Genomic DNA, 25,793 nt, shown 5'->3' with positions numbered 1-25,793 from the left:
GCTCAGGCGAGCGTGTAGGAGGTCTTCACCGTGGTGTAGAACTCGCGGGCATAGGCGCCCTGCTCGCGCGGGCCGTAGCTGGAGCCCTTCCGGCCGCCGAACGGCACATGGTAGTCGACGCCCGCGGTGGCGAGGTTGACCATCACCATGCCGGCCTCGGCATTGCGCTTGAAGTGCGTCGCATGCTTCAGCGAGGTCGTGCAGATGCCCGAGGACAGGCCGAACTCGGTGTCGTTGGCGATGGCGAGCGCCTCCTCGTAGTCCTTGACGCGGACGACGTTGGCGACCGGGCCGAAGACCTCCTCGCGCGAAATGCGCATGGCGTTGGTCGTCTCGGTGAACAACGCCGGCTGCAGGTAGAAGCCGGGGTTCTCGCGGTTGAGCAGCTCGCCGCCGAAGGCGAGCTTGCCACCTTCGTCGCGGGCGATCTGGATATATTTCAGGTTCTGGTCGAGCTGGCTCTGGTCGACCACCGGGCCGATCGTGGTGCCGGCCTTCAACGCGTCGTCGACGGTGACGCCCTTCAGCCGCTCGATGCAGGCCTCGACGAAGCGGTCGTGGATGCCGGCCTGGACGATCAGGCGCGAGGAGGCCGTGCAGCGCTGGCCGGTCGAGAAGAAGGCGCCCTGGACTGCAGCCTCGACCGCAACCTTGAGATCCGCATCATCGAGCACGACGAGCGGGTTCTTGCCGCCCATTTCGAGCTGGACCTTCTTCATCGGGTTGCCGGCGATGCAGGCGGCCGCGACCTTGCGGCCGGTCGAGACCGAACCGGTGAAGCTGATCGCGTGCACGTCCTTGTGCTCGAGCAGCGCCTGGCCGACGACCGAGCCGCGGCCCATCACCAGGTTGAGCACGCCCTTGGGCAGGCCGGCGCGCTGGATGATGTCGACCAGCGCCCAGGCCGAGCCGGGGACGAGATCGGCCGGCTTGATCACGACGCAGTTGCCGTAGGCGAGCGCCGGAGCGATCTTCCAGGCCGGGATCGCGATCGGGAAGTTCCAGGGCGTGATCATGCCGACGATGCCGACCGGCTCGCGGGTGACCTCGACGCCGACGCCAGGGCGCACGGAGGGGATGCTCTCGCCGTTCAGACGCAGGCACTCGCCGGCGAAGAAGGCAAAGATCTGGCCGGCGCGGGTCGCCTCGCCGATGCCTTCCGGCAGGGTCTTGCCCTCCTCACGCGAGAGCAGGCGGCCGAGCTCGTCCTTGCGGGCGAGGATCTCGTCGGAGGCCTTCTTCAGGACCTCGTAGCGTTCCTGCGGGGTGGTGCGGCTCCAGGCCGGGAAGGCAGCCTTGGCAGCGGCGACGGCGTTGTTCAGGTCCTCGACCGAGCCTTGCGAATACTCGCCGACGACGTCGTTGGTGTTGGAGGGGTTGATGTTGCGCGAGGCGTTCTGCGAGCCGGCCCATTCGCCAGCGATCAGGTTCTTGAAGGGAGCATTCATCGCAAGGCCTCGTGCTTAACCGAAATGAGGAGCCGGTCTTAACCGTTTTATGTCGGCAAGGCCATGCAAGATGGCCCGATGAATGGCGATGCGCGCCCCGCCGTGCGTGCATGCGGCAGGGCCGAAAGCTAGTTGTTCACCGCAGTTTATGGCCGCCATTTCAGCTTGCCTTCACCTTTGTCTGCTTTGCTGCGACGGCAATGAAGCTTGCTCGTGCCCTTCTTCCCCGGCCCGCTCACAACCAGGAGCAAGCAGCGCCATCTCGCCTGCTTCCCTGGCGTGCAGCGATACTGGTCGCGAGCATCGTCTTCGCCGCCGCGCTGTTCGGCCATCTCACCCGGCCGCTCGGCTTCCTCTCGACCTTCTGGCCGGCCAATGCCTTGCTGATGGGCGTCATGGTGCGCAATCCCGGCTGGGCCGGACCGCTCGGCTGGGCGGGCGCGGCAGCCGGATATCTCGCCGCCGACTTTGCGATGGGCGGCGGCATCGGCATCACGCTCTGGTTGACGGCGGGCAACCTGACCACCGCCAGCGTCGGGTATCTGCTGTTCCAGCGTGTCGCAGGCCCGGATCGCCGGCTCGAACGCCCGCAATCGCTGCTGTTCCTGCTGCTGATCGCCTTCGCCGCCGCCGCCGCGGCCGCCACTGTCGGCGGTGGCTGCCTCGTCGTCTATTTCGGCCAGTCACCGATGCAGGCCTTCGAATTCTTCCTGACCAGCGAGTTTTCCAGCAATCTCGTGGTCCTGCCGATGGCCCTGACGGCTCCGCCGCTTGCCGAGCTGGCGAAACGGCTGGCCGCGCACGCCGCGCCGAGCACATGGCGGCCAAGGACAGCCCTTCCGGGTGTCACCCTGCTCGCCTCGATCCTCGTCGCGACCGCATTCGGCGGCACGAGCGCGATCGCGATCCCGGTTCCGGCGATCCTCTGGTGCGCACTGAGCTACGGCATCTTCCCGACTGCGCTGCTGACCTTCGGGCTCGGCCTCTGGCAGAGCACCGTGCTGCTGTCCGCGCTGACGCCGGGTACCACCGAATATGCCGCCGCCCTCACCTCGCATCGCTTCGGCGTCGCACTGTTCTCGCTCGGGCCCATCATGGTGGCGGGGATCAATGCCGCCCGCTCGCGCCTGCTGCGCGAGCTCGATCTCGCCGCCAACCAGGATCTCCTGACCCGGACGCTGTCGCGCCGCGCCTTCCTTGCGCGCAGCGAGGTTGCGCTGACGCAGAACCTAGCCGAGAGCCGGCCAGTGGCGCTGCTGATGCTCGATGTCGACCGCTTCAAGCTGATCAATGACGAGTACGGCCATGCGATCGGGGACGAGGTGCTGGTGACCCTGAGCGAGCGGATCTCGGAGCTGCTGCGACGAGACGACCTCTTCGGCCGGATCGGCGGCGAGGAGTTCGCCATCCTGGCCTCCGGCCTGACGCAACCGGCAGCGCTCGCTCTGGCGGAGCGGCTGCGAGAAGGCTGCGCCCGGCTGCGCGTCCCCGTCGGGGGACGGGAGCCGCTGGTGCTGACGGTCAGCATCGGCCTCGTCTGGGGGATCGCCGGCCCCGGCAGTTCCATGCAGCACTTGCTGAAGCAGGCCGACGACGCGCTCTACCGGGCCAAGCGGGCCGGCCGCGACCGCGTCATCGAGGAGTCGCTCCAGGCGGCGTGAGGGCGACGTCGGCGCCGGCGCAGCGCTTGGCCGACCTGCTCACTTCTCCTTGATCGACAGGCCGTTCTTGCCGACCGAGATCTCGACGCCATCCGGCTGCTTCTTCTCCTGATAGAGCGCGTAGCTGACGGCCCCCAGGCCGAGGACGAGCAAGCCGATCAGCAGGACAAGCGTGTTGCGGGACAGCGTCATCAGGAACTCCGTTGCAGGTGCGCCGGCACGGCGCCCCCATCAACGCCGACGTCAGCGCCCGGTTCCGACCTGCTCAGCCTGGGGCTCGCTGCGGGCTGCGATGGCCTGGGCGAGATTCACCTCGAAGCGGGCAGCGAGACGCCCGATCAGGAAGGTGGCGAGGCTGGACCAGGCTACCCCAAGGCACCAGCCGCCGAGTACGTCGCTCGGCCAATGCACGCCGAGATAGATCCGGCTCACGCCGATCGCGATGATCAGCGCCCAGGCCACCCACAGGCAGAGCCGGGCGATGTCGGCGCGACGCGATGCGATGCCGGCGAAGCTGGCGATGCTGAGCAGCACGACCGCCGCAAGGAAGGCGTGACCGCTCGGGAAGCTCGCGGTGAAGGTCAGCGCGGCGTGCTCGACGATGTCCGGCCGCTCACGCCCGAAAGCCAGTTTCAGCAGCGTGCTCGCCGCTACCGCCGCCAGCACGTTGAGCACCAGCCCGAAAGCGAGCGTGCGATGACCGCAGAGCCGCAGAGTCAGCGTCGCGATCACGGTCGCGATGCCGAGCCCGATGAAGCTGCCCAGCGCGGTCAGGTCGCGCATCATCTCGCGGAACCAGGCCGGGCCGATCGGCAGCGACGGGTTCGCCGGGTCGCGGAACAGCATCACCAACGCGCTGTCGAGCGCCGAGCTGCCGTCGGACGCGACATAGAAGGCCAGCCCGATGAAACCGAAGGTCGCCGCGACAGGCAGGAGAAAGCGCGGCTGGAGCAGGAACATCGAAGGCCTCATGACGGGAACATGTGCTCGGCCGGATGCGGCTCCGACTCGGCCTCGATCTCGACCGGCCGAGCGGCGATCACATGCAGGGCGCCTGGCAGCAATCGGTAGGTGAAGGGGCTAGCGCGACGCTCGACCTCACCGTCGAAGGTGACATGGCCGCGGCGCTTGTCGCGACGGATGATCGTCACCGACGTGCCGGTGAGGGAGATGAGATTATGGGAGTTGCGCCAGCCGCCGGTCAGCATCGAGAAGGCGGCCTTGGCGCGTGACAGCAAGCCGCCGGTATCGAGGACATGGACCTCGAACTCGCCGCCGTCGAGGCGATTGCGGCGCCATTCGGCGCCGTCGAACTGGTTGACGGTGACAAGGACCGCATCGGCCTGGACCTGCCGGCGCTCGCCGGCGATCTCCATTTCGATACGGATCGCGCGGGTGAACAGGATCGAACGCGTCGCCGCGAAGAGGAAGGCGACGAGGCGGCTGAACGGGAAGCGGCGACGCGCATATTCGCGCTGGCGCGCCATCAGGCTGAAGAAGCCCATGCCCGAGATCGAATGGAACAGGCGGCCGTCGACGCTGCCTAGGTCCATCGCGACCGACTCACCGGTGCAGATCGCGGTGATCTGCTCTTCGAGCGTGCCGATGAGGCCGAGATCGCGGCCGAGCACGTTGACGGTCCCGAGCGGCAGCACACCGACCGGCCGCTTGCATCCGACCAGGACCGGCAGCGCCCCGTTTATGCTGCCGTCACCGCCGGCGACCACCGTCGTCACCGCCTCGTCGGCGACGGCTGCCCGCAAGCGTTCCTGCAATCGGCGCGGTGGCACCAATTCGACATCGGCGCGGCAGCCGGCGGCCGCGAAGGCGGCCTCGATGCGGCGCGCGAAGCTCTCCGCGCCGGCTTCCAGCACCGTCCCGGCCCGCGCATTGGCGATGACGCGAAAGCACCGCTGCTGCGCCTGCGTGTCGAGTTCGAGTAACGGGTCCGAGGTGTTCGCCATCTCAGGCGGCGATATGGGCGTCCCTTCTGGCGGGAACAAGGCGGGCCACAGCACGCAATGGTTCGTCCTCGACTTCCTCGGTGATCACCTCGAAGCGCCGCAGCGAGTGCAAACCGAAGGAGGTGAGCATCGGCACGTCGGTGGCATCGCGCCCGCGGGCAATGACGATCCGGCCGATGCGACGCTGGTTGTGACGGGCGTCGAAGCTGTGCCAGCGCCCACCGAGCCAGACCTCGAACCAGGCATTGAAATCCATCGGCGCCGGGTCGGGCGCGACGCCGATATCGCCGAGATAGCCGTTGCAGTAGCGCGCGGGGATGTTGAGGCAGCGGCACAGGGCGATCGCCAGATGCGCGAAGTCCCGGCAGACCCCGATCCGTTCGTTGAACGCCTCGAACGCAGTGCGGGTGTTGCGGGCGAAGGCGTAGCCGAAGCTGATGTGGTTGTGGACGAACTGGGTGACGGCCTGAACGCGCGCCCAACCCGGCTCGACCTGGCCGAACAGCTGCCAGGCGGTGTCGGCGAGCCGATCGGTCTCGCAATAGCGGCTGCCGAGCAGATAGGGCAGGACCTCGTCCGGCAGGTCCGCCGGTGCGACCTCCGTCGCGCCGGGATCGACGCGATCAGGTTCGCCGCCGTCATGGACGACACCGTCGCATGCGAGCATCACACCGCCTGCCGGCACGGTGAAGCGACGGCAGATATTGCCGAACGGATCAAGATGCTGGGCGATCGCGATCGGCCTGTCCGGCCGCCGCAACGCGGTGACACGCATCTCGTCGGGGCGGATCAGATCGTGCCGGCGCGAGGGATGGACGTCGAGCAATGTGAGCAGGGCGATCGGCTGCTCGCAAACGAGCTCGATCCGGTAGCCGTAGCGGATGTGCATGATGACCTCGACGCTGCGCGATGTGAGCCGCCCCGCCGCGGCGGGATGCTCCCCGGCCGGCACTCAATGACGCACAGCCCCGGCCGAAGTTCCCCCATGATTCATCTGAAAATGCGCATAAAAAAGGTGCGGGCCTTTCGGCCCGCACCACGCAATCACGACGATCCGGCTGGGGGGATAGCGATCGCCGCGAGTTGCGCCTTTGTGTGGAACGCAGGCCCTGCGGCGCGCTCTCACATCATCCAGTAGGGCATGGTGCCGTAATAATCGTGCACGCGCTTGCCATACTCCTTGTCGTGCCAATCGGGCTCGCCGTCGGCACCGTACATTGGCGCCGCCTCGAGCTTCTCGCGCGTCAGCGGCACGACATAGCCGCCCTTGTCGACATCATAGTCGAGCATGCTCCACGGGATCGGGTGGTATTTCTCGCCGAGGCCGAGGAAGCCGCCGAAGGACATGATCGCATAGGCGACCTTGCCCGTCGCCTTGTCGAGCATGACGTCGTAGATCGAGCCGAGATGCTCGCCGGCGGTGTTGTAGACATCGGTGCCAGCGACACGCGCGCCGGCGATCAGCGGGTTGGCGGCGTGAGAGGCTGCGGTCATCGTAGCGCTCATCGGTCCCTCCATGCATATCTGATGGGCCGGCGTGAGACCGGCACGCTCCATCAACCCGGCGGCAGCGGCGGAGTTCCCGACGCGAGCGACAAAAAATCACGTCGTCGCCAGAAGGGCCATATAGTGCATTCCCGAGCTGCCGAAGCACGCCGCGAACGGAGCAGGCGGCCGAGACATGGAACAAATGCCGACGAGCGCGGTTGGACGGTGGATCGAGCGCGCGGCTTCAGGCGGCGCGATACATGCGGCAGGCGCACGCCAAATGCGGCACCGTCGCACTCTGTGCCTGCAGCACGACCAGTACGAGGACATGCCGACAACCTTCCCAAGCTCGCTCTTGCACGCCGCTTCATGGAGCGGTCGGTCCTCGCCACCAAGAAAAGGAAACGCCCGATGACGATGAAGAAACTCCTCCTTGTCGCCGCCGCCGTGACCGCGCTCGGCGCCTGCACGCCACGCGAGGAAAGAACCGCGACCGGTGCGCTGATCGGGGCCGGGGCCGGCGCGATCATCGGCGGTGCCGCGACCGGCCGGGCCGGCGGTGCACTGGCGGGCGCTGCGATCGGCGGTGCCGGCGGCGCGATCATCGGCAATGCGACGACGCCGGATCGGGTTTGCTATGGCCGTGACGAATGGGGCCGGAGCGTGCGCTACGCCTGCTGATCGGAAAGACCTCGCGAATGGCGGGCGCTGCCCGCCATTCGGCCCTTACACCGCCCCGTAAGGCCCGAAGCGGCCGACGAAACGATGGCGGCCGCCGGGATAGAGCAGCCGCACGGCCGTGATCGGCTCGGACTGATTCCAGGTCCGGCGCTCGACCAACAGGCAGGGCGCGCCTGCATCGATCTTCAACAGTTCCGCTTCCTCCGGCCCGGCCGCGACGGCGCTGATCGCGTGCTCTGCCTGCGACCATAGGCTGTGCTTGAGGAGCCAGTCGCCCGGAGGCGTCTGAGCGAAGCTCTCGTCGACGACCTGCGGCATGGCCGAGAGGTGGATCACCCGGTCTTCCAGCACATGCGGCGCGCCATCAGCGGAATGCAGCAAGGTGAGATGCGCGACGTTGGCCGAGCGGCCGAGCTCGAAGCGGGCGGCGAGCTCGCGCGACGCCTTGCCGTCGCGCCGCTGCAGGATGCGATAGCTGTAGGCCTGCCCGAGCTCTTCGACCTCCTCCGGGATAGAGAGGATGTCGAGCATGGCATGGCTCGCCGGCGGGCTCGCCACGACCGTGCCCGAGCGGCGCCGGCGCAGGATCAAACCCTCGCGGGCGAGCTGCGCCAGCGCCCGGTGCACGGTCATGCGCGAGGCGCCCAGCTTCTCCATCAGCGCGTGCTCGGGCGGCACTCCCGTCCCCGGCGGCCAGGTGCCGGCGAGGATCAGATCGCGGATGGCGCGGCGGATCTGGTCGTAGAGCGGCCCGGCTCCGTCCAGCGTCACGGCGTCGATCTGAGTGGTGGACATGGCTCCCTTCGGATCAAGCGAGGAGATTGCGGATCACCTGGCCATAGCGGGCAGCGATGCGGGCGCGGTCAATGTGCCTGCCGCCGCTGACCACAGGCTTTCCACCGACGATCACCTCCGCGACCGGCAGGGCCGGCGCCGCGAAGATCGCGCTGTCGAGGGCGAAGTCGCCGCCCTTGCCGACGATGGCGGGATGCTCGGCATCGAGCGTGACGAGGTCGGCGCGGTGGCCGACGGCGATCGCGCCGATGCTGCGCCCGCAGGCCTGGGCGCCGCCGGCGCAGGCATCCTGCCAGAGCCTGAGGCCGGCCGAGACGCCTGCTTCAGCCCAGAGCGCACGCCGGCGATCGCGCAGGCGCTGCGAATATTCGAGCAAGCGCAGTTCGCCGCCTGCACCGATCTCGACATTGGAATCGCTGCCGACGCCGATGCGCCCGCCCTTCTCGCGATAGCGAACGCCGTCGAAGATGCCGTCGCCGAGATTGGCCTCGGTGATCGGGCACAGGCCCGCGACCGCGCCGGAGAGCGCCATGGCGTCGCGCTCGGCATCGCTGAGATGCGTCGCGTGGATCAGGCACCAGCGCTCGTTCACCGCGGTGTTCTGCATCAGGAGCTCGACCGGGCGGCGGCCGGTGATGGCGAGGCTGTCCTCGACCTCGCGGGTCTGCTCGGCGACATGGATGTGCAAAGGTACGTCCTTGCGCAGCTCCGCGACCCAATCCAGGTCTTCGAGCGCCACCGCGCGCAGCGAGTGCGGCGCCATGCCGACGCGGGCATCGGAAAGGCTGGCGACCGCCTTCTCGCTGCCTTCGATCAGGCGCGCATAGGCATCGCGGTCATTGAGGAAGCGGCGCTGGCCGGGCGCAGCCGGCGCCTTGCCGAAATTGCCGTAGCGATAGAGCACCGGCAGCAGGGTCAGGCCGATGCCGGTCTCCCCAGCCGCCGCCGCGATCGCCCCACCCATGGCGGCGATGTCGGCATAGGCAGTGCCGTCCTTGTCGTGATGGAGGTAGTGGAACTCGGCGAGCGCGGTGAAGCCGCCCTCCAGCATCTCGACCATGGCCTGCGCCGCGATCGCCTGGACGTCCTCGGGGCTGAGCCGGTCGAGGAAGCGGTACATCACCTCGCGCCAGGTCCAGAACGAATCCTCGGACGCGCCGCGGCGCTCCGCCAGGCCGGCCATGCCGCGCTGGAAGGTGTGGCTGTGCAGATTGGGCAGCCCGGGAAGCGCAAGCCCGGCGAGCTGCGTCGCCCCCGCGGGAGCCGCCTGCCCGGCCGCGACCGACATGATCACTCCATGATCGAGCGTCAGCGTGACGTTCTCGGCGAAGCCCTCGGGCAGGAGCGCCTGGGCGAGATGCAGTGTCGTGTGTCCGGTCACGCGGGCTGTCCCTTTTTTATTTGCATATGCAAATGGAGCTTGCTATTTGCATATGCAATTGTCTAGCATAATCGTAACAAGAACGAAGTCGAGAGGAGGCGACGTGGCGGCGACCCTTTCCCCCAGCCACCGAGTGTGGACCAATGCCCGGCTCGCGACCATGGTCGCCGATGCGGGCACGCCCTATGGCGCGATCGACGACGGCATCGTCATCGCCCGCAATGGCCGCATCGTCTTCGCCGGCCCGAGCAGCGAAGTCTCGAGCATTGGCCAGGCCGAGGTGATCGATTGCGAAGGGCGCTGGATCACGCCGGGCCTGATCGATTGCCACACCCACCTGGTCTATGGCGGCGACCGCGCGCATGAATTCGAACTGCGCCTGAAGGGCGCGAGTTATGAGGAGATCGCCCGCGCCGGCGGCGGCATCGTCTCCAGCGTGAAAGCAACGCGCGCGGCGAGCGAGGACGAGCTCTTCGCCAGCGCCGACAAGCGCCTCGCCGCACTGATCGCCGAGGGCGTCACCACCGTCGAGATCAAGTCGGGCTACGGGCTCGATGTCGACAGCGAGGTGAAGGTCCTGGCCGTCGCCCGCCGGCTCGGCCGCGAGCGCCCGGTCGGCGTGCAGACCACCTTCCTCGGCGCCCATGCGGTGCCGGCCGAATTCAAGGGCCAGCAGAGCGACTATGTCGACCTCGTCTGCGGCCCGATGCTCGATGCCATCGCCGAGCAGAAGCTCGCCGACGCCGTCGACGTGTTCTGCGAGGGCATCGCCTTCTCGCCCGATGAGACCGCCCGCGTCTTCATGGCGGCCAAGGCGAAGGGACTGCCCGTCAAGATCCATGCCGAGCAGCTCTCCAATCTCGGCGGCGCGGCGCTGGCGGCCGGCTTCGGCGCGCTCTCGGCCGACCATCTCGAACATCTCGACGAGGCTGGCGTGATCGCCATGGCCAAGGCCGGCACGGTCGCAGTGGTGCTGCCGGGCGCCTTCTACTTCCTGCGCGAGACGGTGAAGCCACCGATCGAGCTGCTGCGCCAGCATGGCGTGCCGATCGCGCTCGCCACCGACGCCAATCCCGGCACCTCGCCGCTGACCTCGCCGCTTTTGACCATGAACATGGGCTGCACCCTGTTCCGGCTGACGCCGGAGGAGGCGCTGGCCGGAATGACCCGCAACGCGGCGCTCGCCCTCGGCCTTCAGGACGAGATCGGCACGCTGGAGGCCGGCAAGGCCTGCGATCTCGCCATCTGGGAGATCGAGCGTCCGGCCGAGCTCGCCTACCGCATCGGCTTCAACCCGCTTCACACCCGCATCCGGAACGGACAATGACCACGCTCTCGCTCACCCCCGGCAAGGCCCGCCTCGCCGACTGGCGTCATGTCATCGACGGCGCCACCGTCGCCCTGACCGAAACCGGCGCGATCGCCGGCGCCCAGGCGATCGTCGACGACATCGTCGCGGCCGGCACCGTGACCTATGGCGTCAACACCGGCTTCGGCAAGCTCGCCAGCGTGCGCATCGCCGATGCCGATCTGTCGACCTTGCAGCGCAATCTCATCCTGTCGCATGCGGTCGGCACCGGCCCTGCTTTGCCGGACGACGTCGTCGCGCTGATCCTCGCCATGAAGGCGGCGAGCCTGGCGCGCGGCGCCTCTGGCGTGCGCCCCGTCGTGGTCGAGGCATTGGTCGGCGCGCTCAAGGCCGGCGCACTGCCGGTGGTGCCGGCCAAGGGCTCCGTCGGCGCCTCCGGCGACCTTGCCCCGCTGGCGCATATGACCGCGGCGCTGATGGGCGTCGGCGAGATCAGGCTGAAGGGCGAAGTGCTGCCGGCGGCCGATGCGCTGAAGCGTATCGGACAGGCGCCGCTGGCACTCGGCGCCAAGGAAGGCCTCGCCCTCATCAACGGCACGCAGGTCTCGGCCTCGCTGGCGCTGACCGGGCTCACCAGCGTCGCTCGCGTCTTCGATGCCGCGCTGATCGCCGGCGCGCTCTCGGTCGATGCGCTGAAGGGCTCGGATACCCCGTTCGATCCGCGCATCCAGCAGCTGCGCGGCCAGCCCGGCCAGATCAAGGTCGCGGCCCTGCTGCTCGACCTCATCGCCAGGAGCGAGATCCGCGAGAGCCACCGCTTCGGCGACAGCAAGGTACAGGACCCCTATTCGCTGCGCTGCCAGCCGCAGGTGATGGGCGCGGTACGCGATCTCCTCGGCAATGCCGCGGCGACGCTCGCGATCGAGGCCAATGCCGTCACCGATAACCCGCTGGTGCTCGGCCCCGGCGAGATCGTCTCGGGCGGCAATTTCCACGCCGAGCCGGTCGCCTTCGCCGCCGACATGCTGGCGATGGCGGTCTGCGAGATCGGCAACCTCGCCGAACGCCGCATCGCGCTGCTGGTCGACCCCGTCATGAGCGGCCTGCCACCCTTCCTCGCCCGCGATGCCGGCCTCAACTCCGGCTTCATGATCGCGCAGGTGACCGCCGCAGCGCTGGCCTCCGAGAACAAGCAGCGGGCCTATCCGGCTTCCGTCGACACCATCCCGACCTCGGCCAACCAGGAAGACCATGTCTCGATGGCGACGCATGGCGCCTTCCGCCTGATCGAGATGGCGAAGAACGCGGCGAGCATCATCGCGGTCGAGTTGATGGCTGCCGCCGAGGCGATCGAGCATCACCGGCCGCTCAAGACCTCGCCGCGGTTGGAGCCGGTGCTGGCGCTGATCCGCGAAAAGATCGCGCCATTGACCGAGGACCGCTATCTCGCGCCGGACCTCGCCGCCGCGACGGAACTCGTGCTCTCGGGCGCGCTCGGCAAGGCCGCCGGCGTCGACAGCTTCGCGGAGCTCTCCGCATGAGCGACGACATCGTCTCCGTCACGCGCGGCTCCTCGCCGCTGGTCCTGTCGATGCCGCATCCCGGCACCGGCCTGCCGGCCGAGGTCGCGGCGCAGCTCAATGCGCGCGGAAAACTGGTCGAGGACACCGACTGGCATATGCGCCAGCTCTATGGCTTCGCCGAGCGCTTCCAGCCGACCGTCGTCGAGGCCGGGCTCTCGCGCTTCGTCATCGACCTCAACCGCGACCCGGCAGGCGTCTCGCTCTATCCCGGCCAGGCGACGACCGAGCTGGTGCCGACGACCACCTTCGATGGCGCGTCGATCTGGAATACGGCACCGGACGAAGCCGAGATCGCCCGCCGGCGCGAGGCCTATTTCGCGCCCTATCACGCCGCGCTCGCCGCCGAGATCGAACACGCCAAGGCGCAACACGGCTTCTGCCTGCTCTGGGACTGCCATTCGATCAAATCGGTGATCCCGCGCCTCTTCCCGGGCACGTTGCCGACGCTGAACCTCGGCACCAACTCCGGCGCCAGCGCCGCGCCTTCCGTCGAGGCTGCTGCGACCGCTGCAATGGCCGGCAGCGCCTTCACGCAAGTGGTCAACGGCCGCTTCAAGGGCGGCTGGATCACCCGCCACTACGGCCAACCGGCCGACCATGTGCACGCGCTCCAGATGGAGATCGCGCTCTCCGCCTATCTCGACGACGAAGCCGCGCCCTGGACTTTCGCTCCGGGCAAGGCCGCCAGCCTGCAAGCCACCCTTTCCGCCATGATCGAGGCCGCGCTCGTCGCTGCCACCCAGCTCGAACGGAGCAAGCCATGACCCGCCTGGACAACACCCGCGTCATCCGCCCCGCCACCGGCACCGAGCTCAGCGCCAAGAGCTGGCTGACCGAAGCGCCGCTGCGCATGCTGATGAACAACCTGCATCCGGACGTCGCCGAGAACCCGCAGGAGCTCGTGGTCTATGGCGGCATCGGCCGCGCCGCCCGCTCCTGGGAGGATTTCGACCGCATCGTCGCGGCCCTGCGCCAGCTCGAGGCCGACGAGACCCTGCTGGTCCAGTCCGGCAAGCCGGTCGGCGTGTTCCGCACGCACAAGGATGCGCCGCGCGTCCTGATCGCCAATTCCAACCTCGTGCCGCATTGGGCGAACTGGGACCATTTCAACGAGCTCGATAAGAAGGGGCTCGCCATGTACGGCCAGATGACGGCCGGCTCCTGGATCTATATCGGCACGCAAGGCATCGTGCAGGGCACCTACGAGACCTTCGTCGAGGCCGGGCGCCAGCATTATGCCGGCAACCTCAAGGGCAAATGGGTGCTGACCGGCGGCCTCGGCGGCATGGGCGGCGCTCAGCCTCTCGCCGCGGTGATGGCCGGTGCCTCCTGCCTCGCCGTCGAGTGCAACCCGGACTCGATCGATTTCCGCCTGCGCACCCGCTATCTCGACGAGAAGGCCGAGACGCTCGACGAAGCGCTGGCGATGATCGAGCGCTGGACGAAGAACGGCGAGGCCAAGTCGGTCGGCCTGCTCGGCAACTGCGCCGAGATCCTGCCCGAGATGGTCCGCCGCGGCATCCGGCCGGACATGGTCACCGACCAGACCTCGGCACATGACCCGGTCAACGGCTACCTGCCGAAGGGCTGGACCATGGGCCAGTGGAAGCAGGCGCGCGAGGCCAATCCGAAATCCGTCGAGAAGGCGGCCCGCGCCTCGATGCGCGAGCATGTCGAGGCGATGATCGCCTTCCAGGACATGGGCATCCCGACCTTCGACTACGGCAACAACATCCGCCAGGTCGCCAAGGACGAGGGGCTGGAGAACGCCTTCGCCTTCCCGGGCTTCGTGCCGGCCTATATCCGCCCGCTGTTCTGCCGCGGCATCGGCCCGTTCCGCTGGGCCGCACTCTCGGGCGACCCGGAGGACATCTACAAGACCGACGCCAAGGTGAAGGAGCTGCTGCCCGACAATAAGCACCTGCACAACTGGCTCGACATGGCGCGCGAGCGCATCGCGTTCCAGGGCGTGCCGGCGCGGATCTGCTGGGTCGGCCTCGGCGACCGCCACCGGCTCGGCCTCGCCTTCAACGAGATGGTCAGGACCGGCGAGCTCAAGGCGCCGGTCGTGATCGGCCGCGACCATCTCGATTCCGGCTCGGTCGCCTCGCCGAACCGCGAGACCGAGGCAATGAAGGACGGCTCGGACGCGGTCTCCGACTGGCCGCTGCTCAACGCCCTGCTCAACACGGCGTCCGGCGCGACCTGGGTCTCGCTGCATCATGGCGGCGGCGTCGGCATGGGCTTCTCGCAGCATTCGGGCGTCGTGATCTGCGCCGACGGCACCGATGACGCAGCCGCCCGCCTGTCGCGCGTGCTCTGGAACGACCCCGCCACCGGCGTGATGCGCCATGCCGATGCCGGCTACGACATCGCGCTCGACTGCGCCCGGGAGAAGGGCCTGAACCTGCCCGGCATCCTGGGCTAACCCCTCCTGTCATTCCGGGGCTCCGCGCAGCGGAGAACCCGGAACCCAGAACCGATATCGCCCAATGTGAAGCTCAGACGTCGGCAGCCTCATTCGGCAATGGCATCGGTTCTGGGTTCCGGGCTCAGGCCTATTGGCCTGCCCCGGAATGACGGCGTCGATGAACTTCAAGGTCGAGGACACCTCATGCGCATCATCCGCGCCGCCGACTGCCTGGTCATGCCGTGGAAGAACGGCGGTGGGACGACCACCGAGATCGCGGTGGCGCCGGAAGGCGCCTCGCTGAGCGATTTCGACTGGCGCATCAGCATGGCCCATGTCGGGCAGGACGGGCCGTTCTCGTCCTTCCCCGGCATCGACCGGACATTGTCGGTGCTGACCGGGGCCGGGATCACGCTGGCCTTCGGCGACGGCGAGCGCGTCAGCCTCGATCGCGGCAGCGCCCCTTACCCCTTCGCCGCCGACCGCGCGGTCGACGGGCTGCTGGTCGACGGGCCAATCGACGACCTCAACGTGATGAGCCGGCGCGGCCGCTGGCGGCACCGGGTCGAGCGTCTCTCCGGCGCCGGTTCGCTCAGCGCGGCCGAGGGCCTGCTGGTGCTGGTCGCCCGCAAGGGCGATTGGCAGGTGAATGGCGCGACGCTTCCCGCCGGCGACAGTGCGCTGCTCGACACGCCGGGGCATGTCGAGCTTACAGTGAGCGGCGGTGAGGTTGAGCTTTATGCCGTTTGGCTGACGACGGAGGCGCGGGGAACCCTCTCCTGAAAGGAGAGGGCAGGGTGAGGTGTTCGGGAGAGATATCGCGAGCCCCCGCCTAACCGCGCGGTCAGCGTTCGCGACGCTGGTCTGAGTGCCTACACCTCACCCCTACCCCTCTCCTTACAGGAGAGGGGATTCCGCGTGCGACACTCAAGCCGCCTGCCTCGGCTGCGGGCCGACATAGACCGATTGCGGCCGGATCAGGCGGCCGGTCTCTATCTGCTCGCGGGCATGGGCGAGCCAGCCGGTGGTGCGGCCGAGCGCGAAGACGCAGGTGAAGGCCTCGGGCGGGAAACCTAGTGCCTCCAGCAGCAGCGCCGTATAGAACTCGACATTGGTCTCGAGCGAACGGCCGGGCTTGCGCTCGCGCAGGATGGCGAGCGCCGCCTGCTCGACCGCCTCGGCATGGCGCAAGCGCCCGGCATCGGCCCCGAGCTTGGCGATCGCCTGCTTCAGCGCATCGGCACGCGGATCGCGGACGCGGTAGATGCGGTGGCCGAAGCCCATCAGCCGCTCGCCGCGATCGAGCGCATCTTCGAGCCAGGCGCGAGCATTGGCCGGCTCGCCGATCGCATCGAGCATCTCGATCACCGGCCCCGGCGCGCCGCCATGCAGCGGCCCTTTCAGCGCGCTGATCCCGGCGAGCACGGCCGAGACCAGCCCGGCCCGGGTCGAGGCGACGACGCGCGCGGCGAAGGTCGAGGCGTTGAGGCCGTGATCGGCGACCGTGACGAGATAGGTATCGAGCGCCGCGGCCTGGGCCGCGCTCGGCGCTTCGCCGCGCAGCATGCGCAGCGTGTCGGCCGCCTGCGACAGCGCCGGATCGGGCGCGATCGGGGCAAGGCCACGCCCCTTGCGGACGGCGGCGGCAGTGAAGACAGCCGGCGCGGCGAGCAGGTGCAGCGCGGTCTCGGATCCCTCGCCATCGGCGATTTGTCCTGTCCAGGCGCGAATGGCCTCGACCGGTCCGAGATCGGCCGAAAGCGCGGTGCGCTCGACGATGCCGAAGAGATCGGCGCGGGCCTTGCCAAGCGCCACTGAGAGCTCGCGGCCCTGCGGCAGGCCGGGCAGCAAGCCGTCGAACATCAACGCCGCCATCTCCTCGAAGCTGGTGCGGCCGGCGAGTTCGGCGAGGCTGTGGCCGCGGATCACCAGGCGACCGGCAGCGCCGTCGACCTCGGAGAGCACAGTATGGGCGGCGACGACGTCATCGAGACCATCGGACATGACATGAACTCCTCAAAAGCAGTCATCCCGAGGATCGGCTTGTGCGTTGCAACAATCAATCTTGAACAATATAATCAATATATCTGGTGGAGAAGCGATGCAGGACTGGCTCACGGCACAGGAGGCGATGGCGCGCCTCGGGCTGAAGCCGCAGACGCTCTACGCCTATGTCAGCCGCGGGCTGATCGAGGCACGGGGCGATGGCGAGGATTCGCGCCGCAGCCTCTACCGGGCCGAGGACGTCGCCCGGCTGGAGCATCGCAAGGCGCGCGGGCGGCGCCCGGCGGCGATTGCCGAGGACGCGATCGCCTATGGCGAGCCGGTGCTCGCCTCCGCCATCACCACGATCGAGCGCGGCGGCCTCTGGTATCGCGGCCAAGACGCGGCGCGTCTCGCCGAGGGCGCCAAGCTGGAGGACGTGGCGCGCCTGCTCTGGGATTGCGGCACGCAACGCTTCCCGCCTTTGGCGACCGTGGTCCCCACCGGCGAGCCGCTGGCGCGCATCTTCGCGGTGATCGCGGCCCGTACCGCGACCGACCGGCCGATGGCGGGACGGGCCAAGAAGGCGCTCTATCTGGAAGCCGCCGCCGTGCTCGACACGCTGGTCGACGCCATCGCCGGCGGACCGGGCGAAGGGCCGATCCATGCCCGGCTGGCGCGGGCCTGGGGCTGCGAGGCTGAAGGCGCCGAGCCGGTCCGGCGGGCGCTCGTCCTGCTCGCCGACCATGAGCTCAACGCCTCGACCTTCGCGGCACGCGTCACCGCCTCGACCGGCGCCTCGCTCGCGGCCTGCGCCCTGGCCGGGCTCGCCGCCCTCTCCGGCCCCTCCCATGGCGGCGTCGCGCCGCGCGTGCTCGCGTTGATGCGGGACACCGCGCGCGACGGGCTGGAGACCACGATCACCGCGAGACTGGAGGCCGGCACCAAGCTGCCGGGCTTCGGCCATCCGATCTATCCCGATGGCGATCCGCGGGCGCGAGCGCTGTTCGCGGCGTTCGAGCCGCCGCCGGCCTATGCGCAGGCGCAGGCCGCGATCGCGGCATTGACGGGCGAGGAGCCGAACATCGACTTCGCACTCTCGGCGCTAGCGGCGAAATTGGAGCTGCCGGAGACGGCGCCATTCCAGATCTTCGCCGCAGCGCGCTGCACCGGCTGGCTCGCCCACGCGCTGGAGCAGAACGAGACCGGCCGTTTGATCCGCCCGCGCGCCCGCTATGTCGGGCCGGCACCGATCGAAGGCAGTGGGCCGAGGTAACCGATCAGGCTACCCGGCCCACTTTCCCTCATTCGGCGGCCTGCAAGGCGGCGGGAACCTCAGCCCCCCTGCCCTTGTCGCTCATATAGTCGCGGGTCATCGGCAGCGTACCGAGCCGCTTGGCGAGCTGGAGCTGGAAAACGACGAGGCCGTCATGGCGGAAGCTTGCCTCGGATGCGGCGAGATAGAACTCCCACATCCGCGCGAAGCGCTCGTCATACATCGCGACCGCCTCCTGGCGATGGGCGAGGAACCGCTCGCGCCAGGCCTTCAGCGTCTCGGCATAATGCAGGCGCAGCACCTCGACATCGGTGACGATCAGCCCCTCCTTCTCCACCGCCGCAGTGACCTCCGACAAGGCGGGGATGTAGCCGCCTGGGAAGATGTACTTGGCGATGAAGGGATTGGTCGCGCCCGGCGGCGTGCTGCGTCCGATCGTGTGGATCAGCGCGACGCCGTCATCCTCAAGCAATTCACGGACCTTGCGGAAGTAGTCGCGATAATAGCCGACGCCGACATGCTCGAACATGCCGACCGAGACGATGCGGTCGAAACGCTCGGGCACGGCACGGTAGTCCTGCAGCCGGAACTCGACCGGCAGCCCCGATTCTGCCGCCCGCTTGCTCGATGCGGCGAGCTGCTCCTCGGAGAGGGTTATGCCCGTGACCTTCGCCCCGGTTTCCTTCGCGATCGAGAGGCCGAGCCCGCCCCAGCCGGAGCCGATATCGAGCACGCGCTGGCCCGGCTTCAGGGCCAGCTTCGCCGCGATGCGGCGCTTCTTGGCGGCCTGCGCTTCTTCGAGCGTCGCATCAGGCCGCTCGAAAAAAGCACAGGAATATTGCTGGTCGGCATCGAGGAAGAGCCGGAAGAACTCGCTCTTCAGGTCATAGTGATGACTGACATTACGCTTCGCCCAGCCCGGCGTGTTGTGCTGCTTCAGCCGCCGCACTGCGGTACGCAGACGGCCCAATGTCCCGGCCCAGGCCGAGGGTGGCTGGCGTGACAGGCCGCAGACCAAAGTCTCCAGCAATTGGTAGATCGTGCCGCGTTCGACGATGACGCGGCCATCCATCACGGCTTCGCCGAGCGCGAGCTCAGGATCGAGGGCCAATCTGAACTCGGTTTCACGATCAGCGATACGCAACTTGATCGCCGGCACGGCACCTTGCCCGGCCGAATAAAGCGATCCATCGGCAAACACGACGTCAATTCTGGGTTCCCGGACCAACCGGGACAACATCTTCGCAATCAGCGCCCGCATGGCTCTACCTCGCGGCAGTGCCCCTTCGCCAACAAAGATGGCAATCACCCGCGGCAGCGTAACAGTGGGTTCGGCGCAAAGCTGATCCACGCCCGCCGCATGCCGCAGTCGTCAGCCTCCTGACAGAAAATATGGGGGCGGCGCGCGATTCTCGCCAGTTTACCCCCATGTTCCGCCTTACCGGATCATCCCCATGGTTCGCGGCAGCCAGAGCGTCAGCTCCGGGATGAAGGTGATCGCGAACAGCGCGGCGAAGAGCGGGATCAGCCAGGGCAGGATCGCCATGGTGGTGCGTTCGACCGAAAGCTTGGCGACGCGCGAGAGCACGAACAGCACCATGCCGAGCGGCGGATGCAGCAGGCCGATCATCAGGTTGAGCGTCAGGATCAGGCCAAAATGGATCGGATCGACGCCGAGCTTGAGTGCGATCGGCAACAGGATCGGCACGACGATGGTGATCGCCGCGATGGTGTCGAGGAAGCAACCGATGAAGAGCAGCAGCAGGTTGACCAGGATCAGGAACACCCATTTGTTCTGGGTGAAGCCGAGGATCAGGTCGGAGAGCAGCTGCGCCGTCTGCGAGACCGTCAGCAGCCAGGCGAAGATCGAGGCGGCGGTGACGATGAACAGCACGGAGGCGGTGGTCTCGATGGTGTCGAAGGTCGCCTTGGTCAGGCTGCGCATGGTCATCGAGCGGTAGCGCACGAGGCCGAGGAAGAGCGACCAGATCACCGCCGCTGCGGCCGCCTCGGTCGGCGTGAACCAGCCCATGGTCATGCCGCCGATCAGGATGACGGGCGTCATCAGCGCCATCACCGCCGAGAAGTTGAAGTAGTAGTCCAGGGCCAGCAGCAAAGCGAGCGCGATGCCGATGGCGAGGTTGGGATCGAGCCCGGCGAAGACCAGGAGATAGGCCAGGACCGGGAAGCCCATGACCACGACCACCTCGATGCCGGCCGAGCCGAGCTCGCGCAGCGAGAACTTAGTGTCAGAGCCCCATTTGTAGATGCGGGCGAAGATCGCGACCGTGAGCATCATGAACAGCGTCATGATCACGCCGGGAATGACGCCGCCGAGGAAGAGCGCGCCGATCGAGGTGTTCGCCATCATGCCGTAGATGACGAAGGGCAGCGAGGGCGGGATGATCGGCCCGAGCGTCGCCGAGGCGGCGGTGACGCCGACCGCGACCTCGGTCGAGTAGCCGTGGTCCTTCATCGCCTTGATCTCGATCGTGCCGATGCCGGCGGCATCCGCGATCGCGGTGCCCGACATGCCAGAGAAGATCACCGAACCGATGATGTTGACCTGGGCGAGGCCGCCGCGCATCCAGCCGACGAGGGCGACGGCAAAGGAATAGATGCGGCCGGTGACGCCGGCGATGTTCATCAAATTGCCGGCGAGGATGAAGAAGGGCACCGCCAGCAGCGGGAAGCTCTCGACGCCGGCAATCATGCGCTGGGCCAGGATCACGTCCGGCACGGTGCCGGAGACGAGGATGAAGGCGAGCGAGGCGACGGCCATCGAGATGGCGACGGGGACGCCGAGCACCATCAGGCCGAGGAAGGTTCCGAGCAGGATCAGCATGGGTCAGGCCTCCGAGCCGTCGAAGGCCGAGGGACGCTCGAGCACGGAGTAGCCCCGGCGCCAGTTCTGCCAGGCGACCTGGATCGAGCGCAGCGTCATCAACGCGAAGGCGACGACGACGGCGTAGAACACCGGCGATTTCGGGAACTGGATCGTCGTCATCGTCTCGTCGGGGATAAGCTCGGCATAGCGATGCACCAGCACCGTGCCGTAAGCGAAGAAGGCGATGCGGATGACGTCCACGACGGTCGAGAGCACCCGGCCGGCACCATGCGAGAGGTAGCGGTAGAGGAAGTCGACCTGGATGTGGCGGGAGGCGCGCACGCAGAGCGAGGAGCCGAGGAAAACGACGACGATCAGCGCGTAGATCGCAATCTCCTCGGTCCAGGCGAAGCTGTCATTGAGGACATAGCGGGTGAAGAACTGCGCCACGACGCAGGCGACCATCAGCCAGAAGGCAGCGAGCGTAAACCAATCCTCGATTCCGTAGCCGGAGAGATCGGCCGGCGGCGGCGCCTCGTCGAAGACGTGGGCGATCTCCTCGCTGGTGACTTGGGTATGGACTTCCGGCGTCGTGGTCATGGGCTGAATCCGGTCATGGTCGGGGTCGCGGCGCTTGTCGTCATTGCGAGCGAAGCGAAGCAATCCAGACGGGCTCGCTCGGCGGCCCCTGGATTGCTTCGTCGCTGCGCTCCTCGCAATGACGGCAAACCGTCACCGAAGGAGGCGAGCGATCACTTGATCGCCTGGATGCGCTCCCAGTCGGCCTTGCGGTAGCCGTACTGCTCGAAGCTGACGTTCTTCTGGACCGCGGCGAGGAAGTCGGCCTTGTCGATCTCGGTGACCGAGAGGCCCTTGTCCTTGAAGACCTGGACGAGCTTGGTCTCATCGGCCTGGATCTTCTTGGTGGCGCGCTCGGCCGCCTCCTGGGCGACGTCGGTGAAGATCTTCCTGTCCTCGGGCGAGAGCTTGGCCCAGAGCTGCTTCGACACGACCGTGTTGAGGTGGTCGACGATGTGGCCGGTCAGCACGATGTGCTTCTGCACCTCGTAGAACTTCTTGGCGTCGATGGTGTTGAGCGGGTTCTCCTGCGCCTCGACCGTGCCGTTCTGCAGGGCGAGATAGACCTCGGCGAAGGCGATCGGCGTGGTGTTGGCGCCGCAGGCGCGCGGCATGGCGAGATAGGCCGGCACGTCGGGCACGCGGATCTTCAGGCCCTTCATGTCGGCGCAGGTCTTGATCGGCTTGTTCGAGGTGGTGTGGCGGGTGCCGTAATAGGTCACGGCCAGGATCTGGTGGCCGCTCTTCTCCTCATAGCCCTTGGCCATCTCCTTGAAGACATCGCTCTTCACATAGGCGAGCAGGTGGTCGGGGCCTCGGAAGATGAAGGGATAGTAGGTCACGCCGATCGGCGGATAGGCGCGGGCGGCGAAGCTCGAGCCCGAGATGATCATGTCGACCGTGCCGAGCGTCAGGCCCTGGTTGATGTCGGTCTCCTTGCCGAGCTGCGAGGCCGGGTAGACCGTGATCTCGTATTTTCCGTTGGTGCGCTTCTTGATCTCGTCGGCGGCCCAGACCGACTCCGTGTGGAACGGCTCGGAGGTCTCGTAGACATGTGCCCATTTCAGCTTGGTCTGGGCCTGGGCCGGGGCGGCGGCGAAAAGAGCGCCGGCGGCGAGCGCGGCGAGGGCGTAGTGCAACTTCATTGTCTGTCCTCCCTGAAGGTCGCGAATAAGGTCTGGCCTTGCGTCATTTGATCGGGCGCGGCCGGCGCTGACGCTCGCCTGCCCGCTTGAGGTCGGTGTCGCCGAAGCTCTGCGAAAAGCGCTCCTGCGAGGCCTGGAGATGGGCGCACATCGCCGTCCGCGCCGCCTCTCCGTCACCGCTGGCGAGCGCCGCATGAATGGCCCGATGCTCGCGCGCCGCCGAGCGCCACGAGTCCTCGTTCTCGAAATACTGCGCGAGCTGGCGGAAATACGGGCTCATGCGCTGATCGAAGAGCTCGCCGACGCAGCGCACGAGCACGGTGTTGCCCAGCATCGCCGCGATCTCGACATGGAAGGCGCGATCGAGCGCGATCAGCTGCTCCGCCGGCAAGCCAGGCTGCTCCATCTGGTCGAGGATGCCGGCGAGCCCGGCCAATTGTGCCGGAGCCGCCTGACCTGCGGCATCGGCCGCGACCGCGCCCTCGACCAGCCGGCGCGCCGCCAGCACCTCGAACGGCCCTTCGACGGGGAAGCCGGCCCCGGCAGCCTGCGCGGCAGCCTGGGCGGGATCGACGACATAGACGCCCGAGCCCATGCGGATGCGCACACGGCCCTCGACCTCCAGCGCGATCAGCGCCTCGCGGACCGAGGGACGGGAGACGCCGAGCTTCTCCGCGAGCTCGCGTTCGGGCGGCAGACGGCTGCCGACCGGGAATTCATGCTGGTCGATGAGATGGCGCAACTGATCGGCGATCTGCCGATATAGACGTGGCGACTCGACGACTGCGAGCGGCATCAGCTCCCCGGACCCTTCCCTGCGCCGCCCGTTTTCGAGCGGCATCGATTTGGCCATTTGGTCAGGCCAATTTCATCGCCATCAACCACCATACCGGTGTGGTGTCAACCGGCTGGAACGAGTCGAAACACAGTGCGGCTTGCGCTCATCGGGACAGTCCTCTCCCTCACGCTAATGCTTCTCATTTATAAGATATTGAAATAAAAAGCTTTTATTGACTTGTTGATTGTCAATAAGCTAGGAGCCGCCTCGAAAGGCGGCTGCGGTGCAGCAGCCCGCCACCCCTGATATCCAAGATACGGAAACAGCCATGTCGCCTGCCGCCATCGTCATTCTCGCCGTCGGCATGTCGATCGACGCCTTCATCGCCTCGATCGGGCGCGGCGCCAGGCTGCACCAAACGCGCCTCGTGGAAGCCCTGCGGACCGGGCTGGTGTTCGGCGCGATCGAGACGCTGACGCCGGTGATCGGCTGGACATTGGGCCTCGCGGCCAGCCGCTATGTCGCGGCGGTCGACCACTGGATCGCCTTCCTGCTACTCGCCTTCGTCGGTGGTCGGATGATCGTCCATGCCATGCGCGCCCCGAGCGCCGAAGCGAACGCAGAAGCGCAGCCCGAACGTGGGCTCGTGACGCTGCTCGCCACCGCGGTCGGCACCAGCATCGATGCGATGGCGGTGGGCGTCTCGCTCGCCTTCCTCGAAGTGAACATCGTCGTCGTCGCGGCCGCGATCGGGCTCGCGACCTTCTTGATGTCGACCGGCGGCATGCTGATGGGCCGCTTCGTCGGCGCGCGCTTCGGCGCCTACGCCGAGATCGCGGGCGGCCTGGCCCTGATCGGGCTCGGCCTCTCCATCTTGCACGCGCACCTGACCGGGGGCTGAAAGCCCACGCTCAGGTGCCGACAGCCCTCAGTGGCTCTCTGCCGCGAGCACGGCCTCGACCCGGATCTCCTCGACCAGTCGCTCCTTCAGCGCGACGAACTCCGGCGTGGTCTTGATCGTGTAGGGCCGGGGATGCGGCAGCTCGACCGGAATGTCGGCCTTGATCCGGCCAGGACGGGCGCTCATCACCACGACGCGCGAGCCGACGAAGATCGCCTCCTCGATGTCGTGGGTGACGAAGAGCACGGTCTTCTGCTCGCGCTCCCAGATGCCGAGCAGCATTTCCTGCATCAGCGCGCGAGTCTGGTTGTCGAGTGCGCCGAAGGGCTCGTCGAGCAAGAGGATCTTGGGATCATTGGCGAGCGCACGGGCGATCGCGGTGCGCTGCTGCATGCCGCCGGAGAGCTGCTTCGGGAAATGGTCGACGAAGCCGGCAAGGCCGACACGCTCGGCCCATTTGCGGGCGATGTCGAGCCGCTCGCGCTCCGGCACGCCCTTCTCGCGCAGGCCGAAGGCGATGTTCTGCACCACGCTCAGCCAGGGGAAGAGCGTGTAGCTCTGGAAGACGAAGCCGCGATCCGCACCCGGGCCGGTGACCGGCGCGCCGTCGAGCAGGATCTTGCCCTCGCTCGCCGTCTCCAGTCCGCCGATGATGCGCAGCAGCGTCGACTTCCCGCAGCCGGAGGGGCCGAGGATGGTGATGAAGTCGTTGTCGGCGACGTTGAGCGAGGTCGGCATCAGCGCCCGCGTCGGCTGGCCCTTGCCGCGGGCCGGAAAGACCTTGCCGACCTGGTCGATCAGAAGCTTGCTCATGCCTGCGCCCACGGAAACAGGCGCTGATTGACCGCCTTGAAGAGGAAATCGGAGACCAGCCCGATCAGGCCGATGACGATGATGCCGAAGATGATCTGCCCGGTGTTCAGCAGCGCCTGGCTGTCGGTGATCATGTGGCCGATGCCGGAGGACGAGCCGATCAGCTCGGCGACGATGACATAGGTCCAGGCCCAGCCGAGGACGAGACGGAAGATCTCGGCGATCTCCGGCGCGGCATTGGGCAGGAGCACCCGGCGTACCACGGAGGAATCGCTGGCGCCGAGCGTATAGGCCGCATCGACCAGATCGCGCCGGATGCCGCCGACCGCGACAGCGATCATCAGCACGAGCTGGAAGAACGAGCCGATGAAGATGACGAGCAGCTTCTGCGTCTCGCCGATGCCAGCCCACAGGATCAGCAGCGGGATGAAAGCCGAGGCCGGCAGATAGCGTGCGAAGGAGACGAAGGGCTCGAGCAAGGCCTCGACCGGCTTGTAGGCACCCATCAGGATGCCGAGCGGCAGCGCGAAGATGACCGCGAGGATGAAGCCGCCGACGACGCGCCAGATCGTCATGCCGATGTCGACGATGAAACCGTGGTTGACGAGCAGGTTCCAGCCTTCGCCGACCATGGTCAGGGGATCGGCGAGGAAGAGCTTCTGGACATAGCCGCCGAAGGTCGCGACCGACCAGACCGCGACGAACAGCGCGAAGAAGGCGATGCCGTAGCCGACACGGGCGGCGGCGGAGACCGGCTGGAGTGGTTTCATT

Annotated in this window: 25 protein-coding genes; 9 read left to right on the top strand and 16 right to left on the bottom strand. The window is 67.6% G+C overall.

Annotation, left to right across the window (positions count from 1 at the left end):
• Positions 1–2 precede the first annotated feature (2 nt).
• Positions 3–1,448 (bottom strand): aldehyde dehydrogenase family protein, encoded by a 1,446-nt coding sequence (locus tag AC3WLC_RS11750; RefSeq protein ID WP_493684101.1) that lies wholly within the window; start codon positions 1,446–1,448, stop codon positions 3–5.
• A 200-nt stretch (positions 1,449–1,648) separates the two neighbouring features.
• On the opposite strand from AC3WLC_RS11750, the gene AC3WLC_RS11745 reads away from it, so the two are divergent.
• Positions 1,649–3,109, top strand: a complete 1,461-nt coding sequence (locus AC3WLC_RS11745) for a GGDEF domain-containing protein (protein ID WP_493684100.1) — start codon at positions 1,649–1,651, stop codon at positions 3,107–3,109.
• Between the two features lie 39 nt (positions 3,110–3,148).
• On the opposite strand, the gene AC3WLC_RS11740 is transcribed toward AC3WLC_RS11745, so the two are convergent.
• The 5 genes from AC3WLC_RS11740 to AC3WLC_RS11720 form a co-directional block, all read right to left on the bottom strand.
• Positions 3,149–3,301, bottom strand: coding sequence for a hypothetical protein (locus AC3WLC_RS11740; protein ID WP_493684099.1), 153 nt, complete (start codon positions 3,299–3,301; stop codon positions 3,149–3,151).
• Between the two features lie 51 nt (positions 3,302–3,352).
• The gene (locus AC3WLC_RS11735) at positions 3,353–4,069 is read right to left on the bottom strand and encodes a phosphatase PAP2 family protein (RefSeq protein WP_493684098.1); all 717 of its coding nucleotides are present in this window, start codon (positions 4,067–4,069) and stop codon (positions 3,353–3,355) included.
• Between the two features lie 8 nt (positions 4,070–4,077).
• Entirely contained in the window at positions 4,078–5,073 is a 996-nt protein-coding gene (locus AC3WLC_RS11730; RefSeq protein WP_493684097.1) for a diacylglycerol/lipid kinase family protein, read from the bottom strand.
• 1 nt (position 5,074) lies between these two features.
• Entirely contained in the window at positions 5,075–5,962 is an 888-nt protein-coding gene (locus AC3WLC_RS11725) for a transglutaminase-like domain-containing protein (protein WP_493684096.1), read from the bottom strand.
• Positions 5,963–6,195: 233 nt separating this feature from the next.
• Positions 6,196–6,579: a PRC-barrel domain-containing protein gene (locus tag AC3WLC_RS11720; protein WP_244543758.1), complete on the bottom strand. Its 384-nt coding sequence runs from the start codon at positions 6,577–6,579 to the stop codon at positions 6,196–6,198.
• A 393-nt stretch (positions 6,580–6,972) separates the two neighbouring features.
• Here AC3WLC_RS11720 and AC3WLC_RS11715 point away from each other — a divergent pair, with 393 nt between their 5' ends.
• Positions 6,973–7,242 carry a YMGG-like glycine zipper-containing protein gene (locus AC3WLC_RS11715; RefSeq protein WP_346360817.1) on the top strand — a complete coding sequence of 90 codons (270 nt, stop codon included), beginning with the start codon at positions 6,973–6,975 and terminating at the stop codon, positions 7,240–7,242.
• Between the two features lie 45 nt (positions 7,243–7,287).
• Here AC3WLC_RS11715 and hutC read toward each other — a convergent pair whose 3' ends face one another.
• Entirely contained in the window at positions 7,288–8,037 is a 750-nt protein-coding gene (gene hutC, locus AC3WLC_RS11710; protein ID WP_493684095.1) for a histidine utilization transcriptional repressor HutC, read from the bottom strand.
• 13 nt (positions 8,038–8,050) lie between these two features.
• Positions 8,051–9,418 (bottom strand): formimidoylglutamate deiminase, encoded by a 1,368-nt coding sequence (locus tag AC3WLC_RS11705; protein ID WP_493684094.1) that lies wholly within the window; start codon positions 9,416–9,418, stop codon positions 8,051–8,053.
• A 160-nt stretch (positions 9,419–9,578) separates the two neighbouring features.
• On the opposite strand from AC3WLC_RS11705, the gene hutI reads away from it, so the two are divergent.
• The 5 genes from hutI to AC3WLC_RS11680 all read left to right on the top strand — a co-directional run bounded on the left by hutI (position 9,579) and on the right by AC3WLC_RS11680 (position 15,503).
• Positions 9,579–10,745: an imidazolonepropionase gene (gene hutI / locus AC3WLC_RS11700; RefSeq protein WP_493684546.1), complete on the top strand. Its 1,167-nt coding sequence runs from the start codon at positions 9,579–9,581 to the stop codon at positions 10,743–10,745.
• On the top strand, positions 10,742–12,268 hold the full coding sequence (gene hutH, locus AC3WLC_RS11695) for a histidine ammonia-lyase (RefSeq protein ID WP_493684093.1): 1,527 nt from the start codon (positions 10,742–10,744) through the stop codon (positions 12,266–12,268). The genes hutI and hutH overlap by 4 nt, the downstream gene beginning before the upstream one ends.
• On the top strand, positions 12,265–13,074 hold the full coding sequence (gene hutG, locus AC3WLC_RS11690) for an N-formylglutamate deformylase (protein WP_493684092.1): 810 nt from the start codon (positions 12,265–12,267) through the stop codon (positions 13,072–13,074). The genes hutH and hutG overlap by 4 nt, the downstream gene beginning before the upstream one ends.
• Positions 13,071–14,738, top strand: coding sequence for a urocanate hydratase (hutU, locus tag AC3WLC_RS11685; protein WP_493684091.1), 1,668 nt, complete (start codon positions 13,071–13,073; stop codon positions 14,736–14,738). Before hutG ends, hutU begins: the two co-directional genes overlap by 4 nt.
• A gap of 186 nt (positions 14,739–14,924) precedes the next feature.
• Entirely contained in the window at positions 14,925–15,503 is a 579-nt protein-coding gene (locus tag AC3WLC_RS11680; RefSeq protein WP_493684090.1) for a HutD/Ves family protein, read from the top strand.
• Positions 15,504–15,647: 144 nt separating this feature from the next.
• On the opposite strand, the gene AC3WLC_RS11675 is transcribed toward AC3WLC_RS11680, so the two are convergent.
• Positions 15,648–16,724 (bottom strand): citrate synthase/methylcitrate synthase, encoded by a 1,077-nt coding sequence (locus AC3WLC_RS11675; RefSeq protein WP_493684089.1) that lies wholly within the window; start codon positions 16,722–16,724, stop codon positions 15,648–15,650.
• Between the two features lie 97 nt (positions 16,725–16,821).
• Between AC3WLC_RS11675 and AC3WLC_RS11670 the strand changes: the two genes are divergently transcribed.
• Entirely contained in the window at positions 16,822–17,979 is a 1,158-nt protein-coding gene (locus AC3WLC_RS11670) for a citrate synthase family protein (RefSeq protein WP_493684088.1), read from the top strand.
• Between the two features lie 28 nt (positions 17,980–18,007).
• Here AC3WLC_RS11670 and AC3WLC_RS11665 read toward each other — a convergent pair whose 3' ends face one another.
• The 5 genes from AC3WLC_RS11665 to AC3WLC_RS11645 all read right to left on the bottom strand — a co-directional run bounded on the left by AC3WLC_RS11665 (position 18,008) and on the right by AC3WLC_RS11645 (position 23,326).
• Positions 18,008–19,219: a class I SAM-dependent methyltransferase gene (locus tag AC3WLC_RS11665; protein WP_493684087.1), complete on the bottom strand. Its 1,212-nt coding sequence runs from the start codon at positions 19,217–19,219 to the stop codon at positions 18,008–18,010.
• A 198-nt stretch (positions 19,220–19,417) separates the two neighbouring features.
• A complete protein-coding gene (locus AC3WLC_RS11660) occupies positions 19,418–20,824 on the bottom strand; it encodes a TRAP transporter large permease (protein WP_493684086.1) in 1,407 nt (468 codons plus the stop codon).
• Positions 20,825–20,827: 3 nt separating this feature from the next.
• Positions 20,828–21,406, bottom strand: coding sequence for a TRAP transporter small permease (locus AC3WLC_RS11655; protein WP_493684085.1), 579 nt, complete (start codon positions 21,404–21,406; stop codon positions 20,828–20,830).
• Between the two features lie 152 nt (positions 21,407–21,558).
• Positions 21,559–22,530, bottom strand: a complete 972-nt coding sequence (locus AC3WLC_RS11650; RefSeq protein ID WP_493684084.1) for a sialic acid TRAP transporter substrate-binding protein SiaP — start codon at positions 22,528–22,530, stop codon at positions 21,559–21,561.
• A gap of 43 nt (positions 22,531–22,573) precedes the next feature.
• Positions 22,574–23,326: a FadR/GntR family transcriptional regulator gene (locus tag AC3WLC_RS11645; protein ID WP_493684083.1), complete on the bottom strand. Its 753-nt coding sequence runs from the start codon at positions 23,324–23,326 to the stop codon at positions 22,574–22,576.
• A 310-nt stretch (positions 23,327–23,636) separates the two neighbouring features.
• Here AC3WLC_RS11645 and mntP point away from each other — a divergent pair, with 310 nt between their 5' ends.
• Complete coding sequence (mntP, locus tag AC3WLC_RS11640) at positions 23,637–24,209, top strand: manganese efflux pump MntP (protein WP_493684082.1); 573 nt, start codon at positions 23,637–23,639, stop codon at positions 24,207–24,209.
• 27 nt (positions 24,210–24,236) lie between these two features.
• Here mntP and AC3WLC_RS11635 read toward each other — a convergent pair whose 3' ends face one another.
• Positions 24,237–25,022, bottom strand: coding sequence for an ABC transporter ATP-binding protein (locus AC3WLC_RS11635; protein ID WP_493684081.1), 786 nt, complete (start codon positions 25,020–25,022; stop codon positions 24,237–24,239).
• Positions 25,019–25,792 carry an ABC transporter permease gene (locus AC3WLC_RS11630; protein WP_493684080.1) on the bottom strand — a complete coding sequence of 258 codons (774 nt, stop codon included), beginning with the start codon at positions 25,790–25,792 and terminating at the stop codon, positions 25,019–25,021. Before AC3WLC_RS11630 ends, AC3WLC_RS11635 begins: the two co-directional genes overlap by 4 nt.
• Between the last annotated feature and the right edge of the window lies 1 nt (position 25,793).

The sequence above is a fragment of the Allobosea sp. GW821-FHT03A12 genome (assembly GCF_058986765.1).
Note: the sequence above shows the minus strand (reverse complement) of the source record. Positions and strands in the feature narration are given on the sequence as shown.

Bases quoted from the DNA above. Each gene is read 5' to 3' on its own strand.
- AC3WLC_RS11720 (WP_244543758.1), bottom strand. From the start codon at position 6,579: ATGAGCGCTACGATGACCGCAGCCTCTCACGCCGCCAACCCGCTGATC.
- hutC (WP_493684095.1), bottom strand. From the start codon at position 8,037: ATGTCCACCACTCAGATCGACGCCGTGACGCTGGACGGAGCCGGGCCG.
- AC3WLC_RS11745 (WP_493684100.1), top strand. From the start codon at position 1,649: ATGAAGCTTGCTCGTGCCCTTCTTCCCCGGCCCGCTCACAACCAGGAG.
- AC3WLC_RS11735 (WP_493684098.1), bottom strand. From the start codon at position 4,069: ATGTTCCTGCTCCAGCCGCGCTTTCTCCTGCCTGTCGCGGCGACCTTC.
- hutU (WP_493684091.1), top strand. From the start codon at position 13,071: ATGACCCGCCTGGACAACACCCGCGTCATCCGCCCCGCCACCGGCACC.
- AC3WLC_RS11650 (WP_493684084.1), bottom strand. From the start codon at position 22,530: ATGAAGTTGCACTACGCCCTCGCCGCGCTCGCCGCCGGCGCTCTTTTC.
- AC3WLC_RS11635 (WP_493684081.1), bottom strand. From the start codon at position 25,022: ATGAGCAAGCTTCTGATCGACCAGGTCGGCAAGGTCTTTCCGGCCCGC.
- AC3WLC_RS11725 (WP_493684096.1), bottom strand. From the start codon at position 5,962: ATGCACATCCGCTACGGCTACCGGATCGAGCTCGTTTGCGAGCAGCCG.
- AC3WLC_RS11680 (WP_493684090.1), top strand. From the start codon at position 14,925: ATGCGCATCATCCGCGCCGCCGACTGCCTGGTCATGCCGTGGAAGAAC.
- AC3WLC_RS11630 (WP_493684080.1), bottom strand. From the start codon at position 25,792: ATGAAACCACTCCAGCCGGTCTCCGCCGCCGCCCGTGTCGGCTACGGC.
- AC3WLC_RS11660 (WP_493684086.1), bottom strand. From the start codon at position 20,824: ATGCTGATCCTGCTCGGAACCTTCCTCGGCCTGATGGTGCTCGGCGTC.
- hutH (WP_493684093.1), top strand. From the start codon at position 10,742: ATGACCACGCTCTCGCTCACCCCCGGCAAGGCCCGCCTCGCCGACTGG.
- AC3WLC_RS11730 (WP_493684097.1), bottom strand. From the start codon at position 5,073: ATGGCGAACACCTCGGACCCGTTACTCGAACTCGACACGCAGGCGCAG.
- AC3WLC_RS11750 (WP_493684101.1), bottom strand. From the start codon at position 1,448: ATGAATGCTCCCTTCAAGAACCTGATCGCTGGCGAATGGGCCGGCTCG.
- AC3WLC_RS11670 (WP_493684088.1), top strand. From the start codon at position 16,822: ATGCAGGACTGGCTCACGGCACAGGAGGCGATGGCGCGCCTCGGGCTG.
- AC3WLC_RS11665 (WP_493684087.1), bottom strand. From the start codon at position 19,219: ATGTTGTCCCGGTTGGTCCGGGAACCCAGAATTGACGTCGTGTTTGCC.
- AC3WLC_RS11675 (WP_493684089.1), bottom strand. From the start codon at position 16,724: ATGTCCGATGGTCTCGATGACGTCGTCGCCGCCCATACTGTGCTCTCC.
- AC3WLC_RS11645 (WP_493684083.1), bottom strand. From the start codon at position 23,326: ATGCCGCTCGCAGTCGTCGAGTCGCCACGTCTATATCGGCAGATCGCC.
- hutG (WP_493684092.1), top strand. From the start codon at position 12,265: ATGAGCGACGACATCGTCTCCGTCACGCGCGGCTCCTCGCCGCTGGTC.
- hutI (WP_493684546.1), top strand. From the start codon at position 9,579: ATGGTCGCCGATGCGGGCACGCCCTATGGCGCGATCGACGACGGCATC.
- AC3WLC_RS11740 (WP_493684099.1), bottom strand. From the start codon at position 3,301: ATGACGCTGTCCCGCAACACGCTTGTCCTGCTGATCGGCTTGCTCGTC.
- mntP (WP_493684082.1), top strand. From the start codon at position 23,637: ATGTCGCCTGCCGCCATCGTCATTCTCGCCGTCGGCATGTCGATCGAC.
- AC3WLC_RS11715 (WP_346360817.1), top strand. From the start codon at position 6,973: ATGACGATGAAGAAACTCCTCCTTGTCGCCGCCGCCGTGACCGCGCTC.
- AC3WLC_RS11655 (WP_493684085.1), bottom strand. From the start codon at position 21,406: ATGACCACGACGCCGGAAGTCCATACCCAAGTCACCAGCGAGGAGATC.